Raw genomic sequence first — 16121 nt, 5'->3', positions numbered from 1 at the left:
CCGGGCTAGTTGCTGGCAGGTGAGTGGATCGGATCTCGGGTGTAAATACCGTTAACCAGCCTCAGCAGGCCAAGCGGATTACTGTCTTGCAACGGTGGCGGCAATAACGCAGCCGGGTAATTTTGCAGGCAGACCGGGCGCAGGAAACGCTCAATGGCCAACGTACCGACCGAGGTGCCACGGGCATCGCTGGTGGCCGGATAAGGGCCGCCGTGAACCATGGCGTCGCACACTTCCACTCCGGTTGGGTAGCCGTTGAACAGCACTCGTCCGGCTTTACGGGTCAGCAGTTGCGCCAGCGGCGCGGCGTCGGCCAGATCGTCAGCGTCGGTCAGCAGCGTGGCGGTCAGTTGCCCTTGCAGGCTTTCCAACGCGGCGGTCAGTTGCTGGTGGTTTTCTACCGTCACCACAATGGCTGCCGGGCCAAACACTTCTTCCTGCAACAGCGGATCCCCGCTGAGCAGTAAATGACTGTCGGTCTGATACAGTTGTGGCGCCGCCAGATGAGGCCGATCCTCAGGATCACCGGCCAGATGGCAAATGCCCTGGTGCTGATCCAGTGCCGCCAATCCGCTGCGGTAATGTGCCAGCGTGCCGGCATTGAGCATCGGTTGCGGGGCGGCGGCGTTCACCCGCTCGGTTAATTCACGGATAAACTGGCTGAATGCTTCGCCGCGTTGGCCGATGATCAGCCCCGGCTTGGTACAGAACTGGCCGCAACCCAGCGTGAAAGAGGCCACCAGATCGCGTGCGATCTGTTGCCCACGTTGGGCTAATGCCTGCGGCATGATGATCAGCGGGTTGATGCTCGACATCTCGGCAAAGACCGGGATGGGGTGCGGACGGCGCATGGCCAGATCGAACAAGGCTCTGCCGCCGCGTAGCGAGCCGGTAAAGCCCACCGCCTGAATGGCCGGGTGCTGTACCAGTTCCGCGCCAATGCGGTCGCCGTAAATCATGTTGAATACCCCGGCCGGGATCTGTTGCTGTTCTCTGGCCCGTTCAATCGCCTGTGCGGTCAGCTCGGCGGTGATCATATGGCCACCGTGCGCCTTGAACACCACCGGGCAACCTGCGGCCAGTGCGGCGGCGGTATCACCGCCCGCGGTAGAGAAGGCCAGTGGGAAATTGCTGGCGCCAAACACCGCCACCGGACCGAGTGCCGTGCGGTATTGGCGTAGATCCGGACGGGGTAGCGGCGTCCGCTGGGGTAACGCGCCGTCGATACGCACAGCATGTACATCGCCACGGCGTAACAGGGTGGCAAATAACCGCATCTGGCCACTGGTTCTGGCACGTTCACCGCTCAGCCGCGCTAATGGCAGGGCGGTTTCCTGCATGGCGAAGGTAAAGAATTCCTCATCCAGTGCATCCAACTGCTCGGCAATCGCCTCAAGAAAGTCAGCCCGGCGTTCGGCACTGAGTTGAGAATAGGCGGTGAACGCCTGTGCGGCGGCATCGGCGGCGGCGGCGGTTTCTGCGATGCTGGCCGAGAAAAAACGGTGGCCGGTCGGCTGGCCGTTATCGGCGCGCAGGCTGACCAGTTCGGCCTCACCGCTGGCGCGGCGTTGGCCGCCAATAAACTGTTGACCGCTGATGGTATGGGCGTTGGGCATGGGTTCCCCCAATAGGCAAGTGGCTGGGCCCGGCAGGTGGCCGGGCGAGAGTGGCAATTACAGGCCGACGTCTGGCAGCGCAGGGCGGTTTGCCAGCGCTTTTTTAACCACGGCGGTGACTTCGGCCAGCGTATCGCCCTGCAACGCCAGGCGGGGTGGACGGGTGATGGCGCTGCCGCGACCTACCAGCTCTTCACACAGCTTGATGCACTGCACCAGGTCCGGCCGCGCATCCAGATGCAGCAACGGCATAAACCAGCTATACAGCGCCAGTGCTTCCTCAAAGCGTTTTTGCTTCGCCAGACGGAACAGGGTTTCGCCTTCACGCGGAAAGGCGTTGGACATGCCGGAGATCCAGCCTTCGGCACCGACGGCGATGCTTTCCAGCACCACGTCATCTAGCCCGGCGAACAGCACAAAGCGATCGCCGACCTCGTTACGCAGGTCGATAAAGCGGCGGGTATCGCCGGAAGAGTCCTTGAAGCACACGATATTTTCGCAGTCGACCAACGACGTCAGAATGTCCGGCGTCACGTCGTTTTTGTAAATCGGCGGGTTGTTGTAGACCATGATCGGCAGATCGGTGGCAGTGGCGACGCTGCGAAAGTGGGCGGCCGTTTCGTGAGGTTTGGCGGAGTAGACCAGCGCAGGCATGACCATGATACCGTCAACGCCGACCTTTTGCGCTTCACGCGCCATGTCACGGGCAAAGGCAGTGGTGAATTCGGCAATGCCGGCAATCACCGGGACCTTGCCTTGCGCCGCATCGCGCGCCACTTCAATCACCGAGAGTTTTTCCTGAACGGTCATCGAAGTGTTTTCGCCCACGGTGCCGCACACCACCAGGCCAGAAACGCCGTCTTTGACCAGGTTTTTGATCACCGTATGGGTGGCGTCGAGATCCAGAGAGAAATCGCTACGAAACTGAGTGCTGACCGCCGGGAATACGCCGCTCCAGCTAATGGCTTTATGGCTCATAATGTTTGTCCTGTCGTCCAAGTTTGTTAATCAATGGTGAATTATTGGTAAAATCCAATCACAGATTGACCTGTATTGTTCGCAGGGGCTTGACGGTTTTCTCCGAATGCCATGACGAAATTGGCACAGTGGCACTACGCATCAGGCGGCGAAAAGCCTGACCTTAAAAGCGCCGAAGTGAAGTTTGTTAATAAATTAAATCATAGGGTTAAGGTGATAGGGTGGTGCGGAAGTCGCGCGGTGTAGACCCGGTCATGGCTTTGAATTGGCGGCTGAATGCGCTGTGATCGGTGTAGCCGCACTGCAGGGCAATGTCGGTAATCGGCAAGTCGCCTGCCAGCAGTTCGGTGGCTTTTTCCAGCCGAACCTTGTGGATCATCTGGCGTGGCGTGAGGTGAAAAATACGTTTGCAGTAACGTTCGATCTGCGCCACGGAAAGGGCAGTGAGTGCGGTTAATTCCTCAAGGGCAATCGGTCGGGCGTAATGTTGACGAATATAGACGTCGATCGCTGCCAGCCGCTGATAGGCTGGGTGGTTGGCTTTGGCCTCCTGCAGATCGTGCGAGATGCCCGCCATGCCGATGATTTTGCCCTGCGCATCGAACAACGCCAGTTTTTGCGTCAGGCACCAGCCGGTCTCGCGCCCACTGTACAGGTGCATCTCCAGTTGGTCCTGGATCAGCACGCCGTTGCGCAGCACGCGCAGATCCTGCTCGGTATAACCTGACCCTAATTGGGTCGGAAACACGTCCGCCGAGGTTTTCCCCAGCAGGGGGGTGACGGTTTTAAAGCCGCAACGTTTGGCCAGCGTCAGGTTGGCCAGCAGGTAACGCGCTTGCAGGTCTTTGATGAAGAACACCACGTTGGGAATGGCGTTGAGCAGCGGTGCAATCAAAGCCAGTGAATTTAGCAGATCGTGCAGGGTGTTCGGACGTTGTTGCGCCAGTCCATCACACCAGCGGGACAGTTGTTCTACGGCAAAAATGTCCTCTTCCGGTTCCTCGATAAGGGGGAGAGGAGCCGTAACAACCTGATGATCCTGGGCTAAACGCATAGCATTACCTTTTCCCGCTGGGTGACTCAGAGTCTGAGGCGGCCGGACAGGCCGTTTTTGGCGCGCTTAATCAATATTAACTTTCTTATAACTTTTCAAGCTTAGCTGCCAATTATGCGGATGACCGCATACTTTTGTTCCCTGGGGTGTACCGGCCCGACACCATCCCGCCTGGAGGATTGTGCCGATTTCTGCATTCGCCACGCCGAAATCCATCAAGCCGCCGTCAGCATATTCGGTCAGTCTAGCCCCATCGGTAACATTTCATTAACCCAGGAGACTCCGATGGCACTTTCTTCGCATTTCACCGCGCTGCGGGCGATCGATTCCCATACCGCCGGGGAACCCACCCGACTGATTGTCGAAGGATTCCCCGATTTGGGCACCGGCAGCATGGCTGAGCGCAAGGCGCTGTTTGCACAGCAGTATGACGACTGGCGTAGCGCGATCATTCTGGAACCTCGCGGCAACGACGTGCTGGTGGGGGCCTTGCTGTGTCAGCCCTGCTCACCGCAGGCCGCCGCCGGGGTGATTTTCTTCAACAACAGCGGTTATTTGGGGATGTGCGGTCATGGCACCATAGGTCTGGTGGCCTCACTGGCCTACATGGGGCGAATTGGCGTCGGTGAGCACCTGATAGAAACCCCGGTGGGTACGGTGAACGCCACCTTGCACCAGGACGGCAGCGTGACGGTGGAAAACGTCCCGGCCTATCGGTATCGCCAACAGGTCAGGGTTGAGGTCAGCGGCTATGGGCTGGTGGTGGGGGATATCGCCTGGGGCGGTAACTGGTTTTTCCTGATCGGTGAGCATCATCTGGCGATCAATACGCAAAATCTGGAGGCGCTCACCGCCTTTAGCTGGGCGGTGCGTCAGGCGATCGAGAGCGCAGGGATTTATGGGGAAGACGGCGGTGTTATCGATCATATCGAACTCTTTTCTGATGACGCGCAGGCCGACAGTCGCAACTTCGTGCTGTGTCCTGGCAAAGCTTATGATCGCTCGCCTTGCGGTACCGGCACCAGCGCCAAACTGGCCTGTCTGGCGGCCGACGGCAAATTGCAGCCGGGTGAGATCTGGCACCAGGCGAGCGTGATTGGCAGCCAGTTCAGCGGCTATTACCAACGCAGTGGCGATCGCGTGACCCCCTTTATTCGCGGTCAGGCCTACGTGTGTGCCGACAGCCAACTGCTGCTGGACGAGCGCGATCCCTTCGTTTGGGGGATCCGCTGATGGTTGCCGACAGGCGGGCAGATGCGATAGTGGTGGGCGCCGGTATCATCGGTGCCGCCTGCGCCTGGCAGTTGGCGCAGCAAGGGTTACAAGTGCTGCTGGTGGACAACCAGCGTGCCGGGGCGACGGCGGCGGGTATGGGGCACCTGGTTTGCATGGACGATAATCCCGCCGAGTTGGCTTTAAGCGCCTATTCATTGCAACTGTGGCGCAACCTGGTGGATCGCATGCCGGAAAACTGTGCCTGGCGCGGCTGCGGTACGCTGTGGTTGGCGGAGCGGGACGATGAAATGGCGATTGCCGAAGGTAAACTGCAACGCATGGCGGAATACGGTGTGGCGAGCGAAGCACTGAGCGCCGCGCAGGTTGCTGCTCATGAACCCATGCTGCGGCCCGGACTGGCCGGTGGCTTGCGTGTACCAGGCGACGGCATTGTTTATGCGCCCAATGTCGCCCGCTGGTTAGTGGCCGACGCCGGACCGGCGGTCAGGGTGGTTGTGGGTGATGTTACCGCGTTGGAACAGCAGGCGGTGGCGCTGACGGGAGGCGAACGGTTGACGGCACCGGTGGTGGTGGTGGCCTGTGGGTTACAGGCTGACAAGTTACTGGAACAACCCTTGCTACGCGCCAAGAAAGGGCATCTGGCGATCACCGATCGCTATCCGCAACGGGTACGTCACCAGTTGGTCGAGCTGGGGTATGGTGCCAGTGCTCACGCCAGCGACGGTACCTCGGTGGCATTTAACGTTCAGGCCAGGCCAACAGGCCAACTGTTGATCGGCTCTTCCCGCCAGTTTGATGCCCCCGACAGCAGCATCGATATGCCGTTACTGGCCGCCATGCTGGCACGGGCTACCACTTTTTTGCCCACATTGGCGCAGATGAACATTATCCGCTGCTGGACCGGCCAGCGCGCCGCGTCTGCAGACGGTTTGCCGTTACTCGGGCCGCATCCACAACATCGCTGGCTGTGGCTGGCCTTGGGGCATGAAGGCCTGGGCGTCACCACCGCGCTGGGCAGTGCTGCGCTGATTACGGCGCAGATCCATAACCATCGACCGGCGATTGACGATACCCCTTATCTGGCGGCACGAATGTTCCGTAAGGAGGCCTTGCCGGTATGAGCCAAAAACAGAATTTACTGACATTGACCCTTGACGGTGAAAGCCTCTGCGTACCTGAGGGTTCCAGCGTGGCCGCGGCGCTCAGTCTGAGCGGGCGGGATAGCTGCCGCATCTCGGTCAATGGGCAACCCCGCGCGCCGTTTTGCGGCATGGGCATCTGCCAGGAATGCCGCGTCACGGTGAATGGTGTGCGGCGTTTGGCGTGCCAGACGTTGTGCCAGCCTGGCATGCGTATTGAGAGGACAGAAAATGAGTGATCTCGCGTGCGATGTGCTGATTATCGGAGCCGGCCCGGCAGGGTTGGCGGCAGCCGGTGCTGCGGCAGAGAGTGGTCAGTCGGTGTTGGTGCTCGACGATAACCTGCGCCCCGGTGGGCAGATCTGGCGTGACGGGCCGAACGTGGCATTGCCGGCACTGGCTCTGCAATATCGGCAGGTTGTCGGGGGGCTGGATAATGTGACGCTGCTTAACGGCGTGAAGATTGTCGCCCAGTGCGGGCCGCAGAAAATTCTCTATGAAGATGCGGCGGGCAGCGGGACGGTGGATTATCAAGCGTTGCTCCTGTGCTGTGGTGCCCGGGAACTTCTGCTGCCATTTCCCGGCTGGACACTGCCAGGGGTGACCGGGGCCGGTGGATTGCAGGCGCAGATTAAGCAAGGGTTGTCTATCAAAGGGGAGCGGGTCGTCATTGCCGGTAGTGGGCCACTGTTGTTGGCCGTGGCTGCCAGCGTAGTGAAAGCTGGTGGCGAAGTGGTGATGTTGGCGGAACAGGCCCCTGTCGCTCGGTTGGCGGCCTTTGCCGGTGGTTTGTGGCGCTGGCCGGTGAAACTGCGTCAGTCCTTTAGCCTGTTCAACCGGCATTATCGTCCTGACAGCTACGTGCTGGAAGCGTTGGGCGAACAGCGACTGACGGCGATTCATATCCAAAAAGGGGCTCGTGAGGTCACGCTAGATTGCGATCGTCTGGCCTGCGGTTTTGGGTTGGTAGCGAATATCGAACTGGCGATGTTGTTGGGGTGCCGTATCCAAAATGACGCGGTTGCCGTGGATCTTTACCAGCAAACCAGTCAGCCACAGATTTATGCAGCCGGTGAATGTACTGGGATCGGCGGCAGCGAGTTGGCGTTGACGGAGGGGGCGATTGCCGGCTATGCCGCAACCGGCAACCTGGTGCAGGCACAAGCCTTGATGGCGCAATGCGATAAGTGGCGGCGATTTGCCGGTGCGGTGGCGCGAACCTTTGCGCTCAATCCAGTGCTGAAAACGCTGGCGACACCGGAAACGCTCTTGTGTCGTTGTGAGGATGTGTCTTTGCATCAGTGCAGTGAATTTGCAGATTGGACAGCGGCCAAGTTGAGCAGCCGCTGCGGTATGGGCGCTTGCCAGGGCAAAATCTGTGCGACAGCGGCACGCCATTTACTCGACTGGCCACTGCCGGCTCCGAGGGTCCCGCTGACGCCAGTCAGGGTCGCCACTCTGGCCCGTTTGGGGCGCAGCGAGACTGACGGATAAGCCAACTAACTGCACTCAGGCACGCCGCACGGTGATGATGAGTCATCTCCGGCGGCAAGTTGTGCTAACGGGCCCAGACACCAAGTCCGTTGTTGCTCCTGTTACTGTGGCCAGTAATAGGTTTTCTCATGCCAGCCTTTGCCATACATACAGGCTTCGATGGTCGCCGAACGGGCACCTTCATTGCGATCATTTTGCACCGTTTTAAACGAAGGTTGTTTATCGTAACGGTAGCCTTTCGGGCAGTCTTTCTTGTCTTTCTCACAGCTATGGTATTGGTTTTCGTAGCTAAACTCGAAATCTCTCACCACATCGGGGGGGAAACGTTCGTAGCCTCGTCCCTTGCACTCCGCATATTCCGCCTCGCGTGTGGCGTTCCCGGCACCGGCTCTCTCCCATTGAGTGCAGGCCGTCAATGTAACTAATGGTAATAAAATCAAAAATCTATACGTCTTCATGATATCCCTAACTCTTCATTTCATCCTAAAAGCACTCGCTAAGAATCTTCCTAGGCGAGGTGGGGCGTGAGTGTAATAAACTGAGGCAAAAATTGGAAATGATAATAGTTATTGTTTAGAAAAGGTTGAGGTGACGGGTAGCAAGGATGAGTATCTGGAAGTGAAATAATACTTATTTGTTATCATATTCGTGCTAAGTTTTTTCTGATGATATATCCGACTTATTCCTTAAGATATTTACCTAAGGATTTTTTCTTATTATTGGCTGCAAAAGGATATTTATTCAGTGGGGAATTAAAGTTGGGATGTTTATATTGCTTTTTCAAAATAATCACAATTAAAGCCATTATTGAATTCGCCGGTAATACGATTGCAATTTATGTACAAATTTTTTAGATTCAGCAAGGATGAGTGATTCATCATGATGATGAAGAAATTAAAGGGAGTTTTATTTTGGCGAATAAATCAGAGATACCTAAAGACAGTGGTGATTTACCTTCATTATCAGATGATTGTGACAGGTTGAGAAACCTTTCTGATGTCGGTGATTCATTTGGCTATGGCCGCACTCGCTTTTATCAATGGTGCCGAGGACGCGGTTTTCTTACCCTTATGAATGCACCTTCTACGGAGATGATTAACGCCGGTTATATGGTGACGACGCTGTCAGAAAACGGCTACTCGCGGGTCTATGTGACTGAGGATGGCTTTAACTATGTGGGCAGTGTATTTCGTGATGACATCAAAAAACGCATGGTTAAGCTTTAAGAAATCATAAAAATCTTACTCATTTCAATACGCTAACCACAGAATCTTCTTATGGTGGTCGGTTGCCTTGCCTGACAGGCAAGGCGGTCGGCACCGAGGTATTGTTACCTCCCAGAATTTCTCCAGTTCACTGGAAGTTATCCTAATTTTTCATTGATGATGTCCCGATGCTACAGTCAGTGGCAGTTCTCTTGCTAGTATGAGGATGGGTTTATTTCAGGAGTTCAGGATGAAGCATTACGCTGCGTTATTCGTTACCACCGTGCTGTTGTCTGGCTGTGCCACTCAGGCGGTCCCCTTACAGCAGGCTGAATCACCGCCTCCCAGCCGGTTGATGCTGTATCAGAATGTCCCGCAAACGCCTTTTGCCACGGTAGTGGTAGTGCGCGACAGTGGGATGCTGGCAGGAAGTTGCCGGACCGGGGTTTATATCAACGGAGAATTTGCCGCATCGCTGGCGTCCAAAGAAAAGGCCGAGTTCCGGGTGCCGGTAGGCAATAATGAAATTAGCATTGGGCAGGATATGATCGAAAATAGCCTGTGCATCTGGCGTGATACCAGCGGGCGCTTGCCAATGACGCTGCGCGCCGGTGAGAGCCGCTATTTCCGCATTGCGGGTGATATGCAGCGCGGCTTTGTGTTGCAGGCCAGTAAGCCGTAATTCAGGCGGGGCGCAATCAACGCCCTTGCCACCATCCCCGCAGAGGAAACGGGCCCGCAATGACGGCAGGCCGGAAGGGCGACAGATTATTGACGGTAAGCGTGCTTAATCTGTTGGATGCTGTTTTTAAAGATTTCGGCCTGGGCCGGATCTTCAATCTGTGCGATAAAGCGTTCCATGTTGATAATGACTTTCCCGGCATCGGCCTGACCGATCGATTTCAGGATCAGCGTCAGTGTGGCTTTAAGGCAGGCAACTTCTGTCGCCAGCGTTTCCGGGTTTGCAGACGTAGTGAAATCAACGTTGCTCATTTTCTCTCCTGATTTTTGAGGCCGAAGCCTGAAGCAATGTACATTTTTATGCGCACCCACACCGATGTCATTCACTCGGACCTGCAGATGCGTATTTAACTGGGCGCGGAGTATAGCATAGCATCCAGGTATCCATCTGCACTGATAGCGCTGGATCGGGGACCGTGGTGGTTAACCTGGTATCTATCCGGGATTTAACCGATTTCACATTATAGTGCATACTCACTATTGATTAATTAATCAGCTTGCCAAACAATACCGCCAGGTTATTTTTTCTGTGTTAATAAGTATTTGTCCGCCTGTTTATTGTTTACTTGTTCCGATTATTTAAATGATCAACATTAGCCCCTTGCCTGACGTGCCCGGACGCGGGGTGAATAATTTCTTTTGCAATGGTTTTAGCCCTGTGAGATAAAGGCAAAGTTACCATATTGTTTTGTTTCAATGGATTACAATCACATTGAGTGGCATTACTATTATTTGTGTTGCGATTGCTTACACTGATTTTACCTGCGGTTTAGGGTAGACGCACTATCATAAGGTCAGGACTGCACATGGTAATATTTCCATCGTCGGCTTTTCCTCTGCAATCCATGGTTTTATCGGGCTGCATTGGGCGGCTAAAATTCAAAAATCAGGCCCATTCCGCAAAGTTAATCGGGAGTAAGTATTAATCTGTGTTCATTCTTGTCTGAAAAACAAGTAATATCTCAGGCTATAACAGAGGCTGATTGCGTTACTCCCTTCTTTTTGGAGATTTTTCCTTGATTAGCGTTCTTCTTGTTGATGACCACGAACTGGTGCGCGCAGGGATACGACGCATTCTTGAAGATATCAAAGGTATAAAAGTTGTCGGGGAGGCCCAGTGCGGTGAAGACGCCGTGAAATGGTGCCGTGGCAATGCTGTAGATATCGTTCTTATGGATATGAACATGCCGGGTATTGGCGGGCTGGAAGCCACGCGCAAGATTGTGCGTTATGCGCCCGACGTGAAAGTTATCATGCTGACTATTCATACCGAGAACCCATTGCCTGCCAAAGTGATGCAGGCTGGGGCCGCGGGCTACCTGAGTAAGGGCGCTGCACCACAGGATGTGGTCAATGCCATTCGTGCGGTACAGGCCGGACAGCGCTATATCGCGTCCGATATTGCCCAGCAAATGGCGTTGAGTCAGCTGGAGCCGCAGACGGAAACGCCGTTTAGCTGCCTTTCTGAGCGCGAGCTGCAGATTATGCTGATGATCACCAAAGGTAAAAAGGTTAACGAGATCTCGGAACAACTGAGTCTCAGCCCTAAAACGGTGAACAGTTATCGCTACCGTATGTTCAGCAAGCTGAATATCAGCGGTGATGTTGAATTGACCCACCTGGCTATCCGACACGGATTGTTCAATGCGGAGACGTTGTTAAGCAGTGAGTGACCGTTTTGATGCCAAAGCATTTCTAAGCACCGTAACCAGCCAGCCTGGCGTCTACAGAATGTACGACGCTACTGGCACGGTTATCTACGTCGGTAAAGCCAAAGATCTGAAAAAACGCCTCGCCAGTTACTTCCGCCAGCAGGTGGGTAGCCGTAAAACTGAGACGCTGGTTAAAAATATCGCTCAAATAGACGTAACTGTTACGCATACCGAAACAGAGGCGCTATTACTGGAACATAACTACATAAAGTTATACCAGCCGCGATACAATGTTCTTTTGCGAGACGATAAATCTTATCCGCTGATTTTCCTCAGTGCGGACAGCCACCCACGGCTGGCCGTACATCGTGGTGCCAAACACGCCAAGGGGGAGTATTTCGGCCCATTCCCCAATTCCTATGCCGTGCGTGAGACGCTGGCGCTGCTGCAGAAACTGTTCCCGATACGTCAGTGTGAGAACAGCGTGTATCGCAACCGCTCGCGCCCCTGTTTGCAATACCAGATCGGTCGTTGCCTGGGGCCCTGTGTCGCCGGGTTGGTGAGTGAAGATGAGTATCGCCAGCAGGTGGATTATGTGCGCCTGTTTCTGTCCGGCAAGGATCAACAGGTGCTGCATCAGTTGATTGAACGGATGGAAAACGCCAGCAAGACATTGAACTTTGAAGAGGCCGCGCGGATACGCGATCAGATCCAGGCAGTACGCAGAGTGACGGAGCGGCAGTTCGTGTCCGGTAACAGCGACGATCTGGATGTGATCGGTGTGGCATTCGAGTCTGGTATGGCCTGCCTGCACGTATTGTTTATTCGCCAGGGTAAAGTGTTGGGCAGCCGCAGTTACTTCCCCAAAGTGCCGGGCGGCACCGAAATGAGCGAAGTGGTACAGACATTTGTCGGTCAGTTCTATCTACAGGGCAGCCAGATGCGTACCTTGCCGGCAGAAATCCTGTTGGATTTCACCTTGCCGGAGAAAGACCTGTTGGCCGAGTCGCTCTCTGAACTGGCCGGTCGTAAAATCCAGATCCAGAGCAAACCGCGAGGGGATCGCGCACGCTACCTCAAACTGGCGCGTACCAATGCAGCGACTGCCTTGACCACCAAGCTTTCTCAGCAGTCGACCATTCATCAGCGATTGGCAGAATTGACGAAGGTACTGAATCTTTCCGAGATTAACCGCATGGAGTGCTTCGACATCAGCCATACCATGGGTGAGCAAACCGTCGCTTCTTGCGTGGTGTTTGACGCGAATGGGCCGCTGCGTTCTGAGTATCGGCGCTATAATATCACCGGCATTACACCGGGGGATGACTATGCGGCGATGGCGCAAGTGCTGAAACGCCGCTATGGTAAGGCTCTGGAAGAGAAAAAAATCCCCGACGTTATCTTTATTGATGGCGGTAAAGGGCAGCTAGGTATGGCGATTGATGTGTTTAATTCGCTGAACGTGAGCTGGGATAAAAACAAACCCTTGCTGATTGGCATCGCCAAAGGCGCTGACCGCAAAGCCGGGTTGGAGACGTTGTTCTTTGTGCCGGAAGGTGAGGGCATTGCCCTGCCGTCGGATTCACCGGCGCTGCATCTGATCCAGCACATCCGCGATGATTCGCATAACCACGCGATCACCGGGCACCGTCAGAGAAGGGCAAAAGTAAGAAATACCAGCGCGTTGGAACTGATCGACGGCGTTGGACCAAAACGGCGACAGGTGCTGTTGAAGTATATGGGCGGACTTCAACCATTATTGAACGCCAGCGTTGAGGAAATTGCAAAAGTGCCGGGTATTTCACAAGCATTGGCAGAAAAGATCTACAATGCATTGAAACACTGAGGGCAATGTAGCAACATACTCTTAATTCCCACTCCAGCCAGATAGTTACCGTAGCATTATGCAATTGAATATACCGACTTGGCTTACTCTGTTTCGCGTAGTTCTGATCCCATTCTTTGTTCTGGCATTTTATCTGCCGTTCACCTGGGCTCCGATGGTTTGCGCCGTCATCTTTGTGTTTGCTGCCATAACCGACTGGTTCGATGGTTTCCTCGCCCGTCGCTGGAAGCAAACTACCCGTTTTGGGGCGTTCCTCGACCCGGTGGCGGACAAGGTGATGGTGGCGGTAGCGCTGGTTCTGGTGGCAGAACACTACCATGTCTGGTGGATTACCCTGCCTGCGGCGACCATGATTGCCCGTGAAATTATCATCTCGTCACTGCGTGAGTGGATGGCGGAGATCGGTAAGCGCAGCAGCGTGGCGGTGTCCTGGATTGGTAAAGTGAAAACCATGGCGCAAATGATGTCGCTGGTCGGGTTGCTGTGGCGCCCGGACCGGACCGTTGAGTATGTGTCCTTTGGTTTGTTGTACATCGCGGCGGTGCTGACTTTCTGGTCAATGTTCCAATATTTGAACGCTGCCCGCAAAGATTTGCTGGAACCCTGATCAAAGCGCTGCAAAAATCGTCAAACAAACGTAATGAGCCAACAATTTTATTGACTCATTACGTCAGGTAAGTAGAATGCATCGCATCAGACGGCAGCAGTGATTTGCCGAAAGATAGCAAAAAAATCAGTAAGTTCTGATTAATGCGGGAATAGCTCAGTTGGTAGAGCACGACCTTGCCAAGGTCGGGGTCGCGAGTTCGAGTCTCGTTTCCCGCTCCAAATTTAATAAAGCTGGTGTTTTACGAGCTTTAGCCTGTAAAAGGCAAATAGAATTTAGGCGCGTTAACAAAGCGGTTATGTAGCGGATTGCAAATCCGTCTAGTCCGGTTCGACTCCGGAACGCGCCTCCAATTTTCCCGAGCCCGGGTGGTGAAATCGGTAGACACAAGGGATTTAAAATCCCTCGGCTTATGGCTGTGCGGGTTCAAGTCCCGCCCCGGGTACCAGGAAAATAAATTCAAGAATAACAAAGCAATAAGTAGTAATGTCGTAGCCGCCGTGAGGCGGTTTTTTTGTTTCTGACCCCCTTCGCCATACCCTCCTGATATCCCTTTACCCTATTCAAACGCCAAATCATTTCCTGACGGCCAAACGACAATCATCATTCTGGCCTGGCGAAAATACCCGGCCGTTGAGCCGGGGTTGTGCTTATCTGTGGCGGTGATGGAGATGATGGTACTGCATATGCCGTTCCTTAGCGGCCAGTGACGCCAATGACTTCGATTGCCGCTCGGTGCAGCTTTTGGCCGTAGTCATCGGGTTGTCTTTCGATCTCTTTGATCAGATAAGCGAGAATGTTTTGCTTGCTGATGGGTTGATTGGCGGAGAGCACCTGAATAATGCCCTTACCGAGCAAGTTGTAGATTTGTTCACGGTACGTCTCGATATCTTTATCGTTGAGACCGTAAAGGGTGTAATCGATCATGGAATTTTACCGCTGATGAAATTTAAAGCGCCAGCCGAAGCTGGCAGAGAAGCCATATAAAAAATAAAATCGTGCAAATTCCACTTAGGGTGATATCCAGGTGGAAGGTTAACGATAGCGTAGTAAGAATATTCCTATCAATAGGCAGCGGCAATCTGGATGGCTAATTAGGAAAATCCTCAGGTCGTTGCCCTGGCCTGACGGGCAGATCCTGAGGAAACCTGAACGGTGCGGCAGTGCGGATTTAATCTTCTGTTTGTGCGCCCAAACTCTCGGGCAGCAGCTGTGCCAGCAGCAGGTCCAGGGTCAGCATCAGCCCGTAGCGAGCTGCGCTGCCGCCACTGAGCGGCAATACCTTATCTGCCAGCGTCGCCAGCGTGCTACCTGCCGGGGTAAGGGCGATGCGATAAGCCCCCGTGGCGCCGGCCAGCCTGGCAGCATTGAGCAAATCGGTATTTTCCCCACTCATCGACAGCAATATCACGCACTGCTGTGTGCTCAGAGTAGAGGCGGTCATGCGCATCAGTGCCGCATCCTGGCAGGCAAAGGCAGGGTAGCCCAAACCCACCAGGCGTTGTTGCAGCTCGTTGACGTACAGCGCCATGCTGTTTACGCCAAAAATATGCACACTTTTGGACTGGCTCACCTGTTGGCTGGCGTCGATTAACGACGAATGCTCTACCTGTTGCAGCTGTTGATGCAGCGTAGTCTCCACGTCGTTGACACGTTGCAGCCACAAACGAGGAGGCCCATTGGGCGTGGATTGGGTGCTCAAATAGCGTGAGCCACTGACGCTGGCCTGCGCCAGCTTCATACGCAGATCGCGAATATCATCACAACCGATGGTTTTGGCGAAGCGGGTGATGGTCGCCGGACTGACCCCAGCCTGACTGGCCAGTAGCTCTATAGTGGCGGAAGAGGCGAAGGCGATATCGTCCAGAATGGTCTGTGCGACCTTGGCTTCCTGCTGACTGAATTGGTTTTGCCGCGCGCGGATCTGATAGACGATGTCGCCGATATCTTCACAGCCGATGGATTTGGCAAAGCGACTCAAAGTCGTGGGGCTGACGCCGGGCAGCTTGCCAATACCGGCGGCTGAGGCGAAGGCGATATCCATGCCGCCCAGCACGGGTTGTGCTACTGCTGCCGGCTGGTTTGCCGGCACAGGTTGGGTACGCATCAGCGAGATAAAGTCGTTAAGATCCTGGCAGCCCAGGGTTTTAGCAAAATGAGCGACGATCTCGGTACTGACGCCGGCTCGCTCCGCCAACTGTTCAATGGTCGCCGTTGAAGTGAAGCTGAGGTTGTCCAGGATAGTCCGGGCAATTTTCGCCTCCTGGCGGCTGAACGGACTCTGGCGAAACTGAATGTGGTAAACGAGATCCATGACTGCAGTGTCCCTTCTGTTATGCCAACCGGCACCTGTGCTTCAAGCTAGCCTGTTTTTCGCACGGCATAAAGCGATAACCCGCAGAATAAGCCAATGAAAATAATTTTCAATATACCCTGTGGGAAAACACGACGCTGCTCTCAATGTTTATTCGCTGGTTATTTATCCTGCTGTTTTTAAACGATAAAACTCTAAATTGAAATTTTTAGTCGAGCATAACTCGATCGCCGATCACA

General features: G+C 54.6%; 16 protein-coding genes and 3 tRNA genes. 12 read left to right on the top strand and 7 right to left on the bottom strand.

Annotated elements, in window-relative coordinates; genetic code table 11:
- Nucleotides 1–5 precede the first annotated feature (5 nt).
- From BEI65_RS00690 to BEI65_RS00680, 3 genes are all read right to left on the bottom strand, one after another.
- A complete protein-coding gene (locus tag BEI65_RS00690) occupies nucleotides 6–1616 on the bottom strand; it encodes an aldehyde dehydrogenase (NADP(+)) (protein ID WP_099061668.1) in 1611 nt (536 codons plus the stop codon).
- A gap of 57 nt (nucleotides 1617–1673) precedes the next feature.
- On the bottom strand, nucleotides 1674–2594 hold the full coding sequence (locus tag BEI65_RS00685; protein WP_099061667.1) for a dihydrodipicolinate synthase family protein: 921 nt from the start codon (nucleotides 2592–2594) through the stop codon (nucleotides 1674–1676).
- A gap of 208 nt (nucleotides 2595–2802) precedes the next feature.
- Nucleotides 2803–3648 carry an AraC family transcriptional regulator gene (locus BEI65_RS00680; protein ID WP_099061666.1) on the bottom strand — a complete coding sequence of 282 codons (846 nt, stop codon included), beginning with the start codon at nucleotides 3646–3648 and terminating at the stop codon, nucleotides 2803–2805.
- Nucleotides 3649–3933: 285 nt separating this feature from the next.
- Here BEI65_RS00680 and BEI65_RS00675 point away from each other — a divergent pair, with 285 nt between their 5' ends.
- Genes BEI65_RS00675 through BEI65_RS00660 form a run of 4 tightly spaced genes read left to right on the top strand, consistent with a single transcriptional unit; the run spans nucleotide 3934 to nucleotide 7517 of the window.
- The gene (locus BEI65_RS00675) at nucleotides 3934–4881 is read left to right on the top strand and encodes a 4-hydroxyproline epimerase (RefSeq protein WP_099061665.1); all 948 of its coding nucleotides are present in this window, start codon (nucleotides 3934–3936) and stop codon (nucleotides 4879–4881) included.
- On the top strand, nucleotides 4881–6005 hold the full coding sequence (locus tag BEI65_RS00670) for an FAD-binding oxidoreductase (RefSeq protein WP_099061664.1): 1125 nt from the start codon (nucleotides 4881–4883) through the stop codon (nucleotides 6003–6005). The genes BEI65_RS00675 and BEI65_RS00670 overlap by 1 nt, the downstream gene beginning before the upstream one ends.
- Nucleotides 6002–6262 (top strand): (2Fe-2S)-binding protein, encoded by a 261-nt coding sequence (locus tag BEI65_RS00665; RefSeq protein WP_099061663.1) that lies wholly within the window; start codon nucleotides 6002–6004, stop codon nucleotides 6260–6262. Before BEI65_RS00670 ends, BEI65_RS00665 begins: the two co-directional genes overlap by 4 nt.
- The gene (locus tag BEI65_RS00660; protein WP_099061662.1) at nucleotides 6255–7517 is read left to right on the top strand and encodes an FAD/NAD(P)-binding oxidoreductase; all 1263 of its coding nucleotides are present in this window, start codon (nucleotides 6255–6257) and stop codon (nucleotides 7515–7517) included. Before BEI65_RS00665 ends, BEI65_RS00660 begins: the two co-directional genes overlap by 8 nt.
- A 101-nt stretch (nucleotides 7518–7618) precedes the next feature.
- Here BEI65_RS00660 and BEI65_RS00655 read toward each other — a convergent pair whose 3' ends face one another.
- Nucleotides 7619–7975 carry a hypothetical protein gene (locus BEI65_RS00655; RefSeq protein ID WP_085116186.1) on the bottom strand — a complete coding sequence of 119 codons (357 nt, stop codon included), beginning with the start codon at nucleotides 7973–7975 and terminating at the stop codon, nucleotides 7619–7621.
- Between the two features lie 411 nt (nucleotides 7976–8386).
- Between BEI65_RS00655 and BEI65_RS00650 the strand changes: the two genes are divergently transcribed.
- Nucleotides 8387–8743: a hypothetical protein gene (locus BEI65_RS00650; RefSeq protein ID WP_198404385.1), complete on the top strand. Its 357-nt coding sequence runs from the start codon at nucleotides 8387–8389 to the stop codon at nucleotides 8741–8743.
- 229 nt (nucleotides 8744–8972) lie between these two features.
- Entirely contained in the window at nucleotides 8973–9404 is a 432-nt protein-coding gene (locus BEI65_RS00645) for a hypothetical protein (RefSeq protein WP_099061661.1), read from the top strand.
- A gap of 86 nt (nucleotides 9405–9490) precedes the next feature.
- Here BEI65_RS00645 and BEI65_RS00640 read toward each other — a convergent pair whose 3' ends face one another.
- Nucleotides 9491–9715 (bottom strand): DUF2594 family protein, encoded by a 225-nt coding sequence (locus BEI65_RS00640; protein WP_006321715.1) that lies wholly within the window; start codon nucleotides 9713–9715, stop codon nucleotides 9491–9493.
- 764 nt (nucleotides 9716–10479) lie between these two features.
- Here BEI65_RS00640 and uvrY point away from each other — a divergent pair.
- From uvrY to BEI65_RS00610, 6 genes are all read left to right on the top strand, one after another.
- Nucleotides 10480–11136: a UvrY/SirA/GacA family response regulator transcription factor gene (uvrY, locus tag BEI65_RS00635; RefSeq protein WP_012006273.1), complete on the top strand. Its 657-nt coding sequence runs from the start codon at nucleotides 10480–10482 to the stop codon at nucleotides 11134–11136.
- Complete coding sequence (gene uvrC / locus BEI65_RS00630) at nucleotides 11129–12961, top strand: excinuclease ABC subunit UvrC (RefSeq protein WP_099061660.1); 1833 nt, start codon at nucleotides 11129–11131, stop codon at nucleotides 12959–12961. The genes uvrY and uvrC overlap by 8 nt, the downstream gene beginning before the upstream one ends.
- 58 nt (nucleotides 12962–13019) lie before the next feature.
- A complete protein-coding gene (pgsA, locus tag BEI65_RS00625; protein ID WP_017892379.1) occupies nucleotides 13020–13568 on the top strand; it encodes a CDP-diacylglycerol--glycerol-3-phosphate 3-phosphatidyltransferase in 549 nt (182 codons plus the stop codon).
- A gap of 145 nt (nucleotides 13569–13713) precedes the next feature.
- Nucleotides 13714–13789: transfer RNA gene (locus tag BEI65_RS00620), tRNA-Gly, on the top strand.
- A 57-nt stretch (nucleotides 13790–13846) separates the two neighbouring features.
- Nucleotides 13847–13920 (top strand) — tRNA-Cys (locus BEI65_RS00615).
- Between the two features lie 10 nt (nucleotides 13921–13930).
- Nucleotides 13931–14016, top strand: a tRNA-Leu gene (locus tag BEI65_RS00610).
- A gap of 248 nt (nucleotides 14017–14264) precedes the next feature.
- Here the strand turns inward: BEI65_RS00610 and BEI65_RS00605 are convergent.
- Both BEI65_RS00605 and BEI65_RS00600 read right to left on the bottom strand, forming a co-directional pair.
- Nucleotides 14265–14495 carry a biofilm development regulator YmgB/AriR family protein gene (locus tag BEI65_RS00605; RefSeq protein WP_099061659.1) on the bottom strand — a complete coding sequence of 77 codons (231 nt, stop codon included), beginning with the start codon at nucleotides 14493–14495 and terminating at the stop codon, nucleotides 14265–14267.
- Between the two features lie 244 nt (nucleotides 14496–14739).
- Nucleotides 14740–15882, bottom strand: a complete 1143-nt coding sequence (locus BEI65_RS00600) for a MurR/RpiR family transcriptional regulator (RefSeq protein WP_099061658.1) — start codon at nucleotides 15880–15882, stop codon at nucleotides 14740–14742.
- Nucleotides 15883–16121: the final 239 nt, after the last annotated feature.

It is taken from the genome of Serratia sp. BW106, assembly GCF_002607755.1.
Taxonomy (GTDB): domain Bacteria; phylum Pseudomonadota; class Gammaproteobacteria; order Enterobacterales; family Enterobacteriaceae; genus Serratia; species Serratia proteamaculans.
Note: the sequence above shows the minus strand (reverse complement) of the source record. Positions and strands in the feature narration are given on the sequence as shown.

Excerpts from the sequence above, each read along its gene's own strand:
- BEI65_RS00690 (WP_099061668.1), bottom strand. The coding sequence starts at position 1,616 with ATGCCCAACGCCCATACCATCAGCGGTCAACAGTTTATTGGCGGCCAA.
- BEI65_RS00685 (WP_099061667.1), bottom strand. The coding sequence starts at position 2,594 with ATGAGCCATAAAGCCATTAGCTGGAGCGGCGTATTCCCGGCGGTCAGC.
- BEI65_RS00680 (WP_099061666.1), bottom strand. The coding sequence starts at position 3,648 with ATGCGTTTAGCCCAGGATCATCAGGTTGTTACGGCTCCTCTCCCCCTT.
- BEI65_RS00675 (WP_099061665.1), top strand. The coding sequence starts at position 3,934 with ATGGCACTTTCTTCGCATTTCACCGCGCTGCGGGCGATCGATTCCCAT.
- BEI65_RS00670 (WP_099061664.1), top strand. The coding sequence starts at position 4,881 with ATGGTTGCCGACAGGCGGGCAGATGCGATAGTGGTGGGCGCCGGTATC.
- BEI65_RS00665 (WP_099061663.1), top strand. The coding sequence starts at position 6,002 with ATGAGCCAAAAACAGAATTTACTGACATTGACCCTTGACGGTGAAAGC.
- BEI65_RS00660 (WP_099061662.1), top strand. The coding sequence starts at position 6,255 with ATGAGTGATCTCGCGTGCGATGTGCTGATTATCGGAGCCGGCCCGGCA.
- BEI65_RS00655 (WP_085116186.1), bottom strand. The coding sequence starts at position 7,975 with ATGAAGACGTATAGATTTTTGATTTTATTACCATTAGTTACATTGACG.
- BEI65_RS00645 (WP_099061661.1), top strand. The coding sequence starts at position 8,973 with ATGAAGCATTACGCTGCGTTATTCGTTACCACCGTGCTGTTGTCTGGC.
- BEI65_RS00640 (WP_006321715.1), bottom strand. The coding sequence starts at position 9,715 with ATGAGCAACGTTGATTTCACTACGTCTGCAAACCCGGAAACGCTGGCG.
- pgsA (WP_017892379.1), top strand. The coding sequence starts at position 13,020 with ATGCAATTGAATATACCGACTTGGCTTACTCTGTTTCGCGTAGTTCTG.
- BEI65_RS00605 (WP_099061659.1), bottom strand. The coding sequence starts at position 14,495 with ATGATCGATTACACCCTTTACGGTCTCAACGATAAAGATATCGAGACG.
- BEI65_RS00600 (WP_099061658.1), bottom strand. The coding sequence starts at position 15,882 with ATGGATCTCGTTTACCACATTCAGTTTCGCCAGAGTCCGTTCAGCCGC.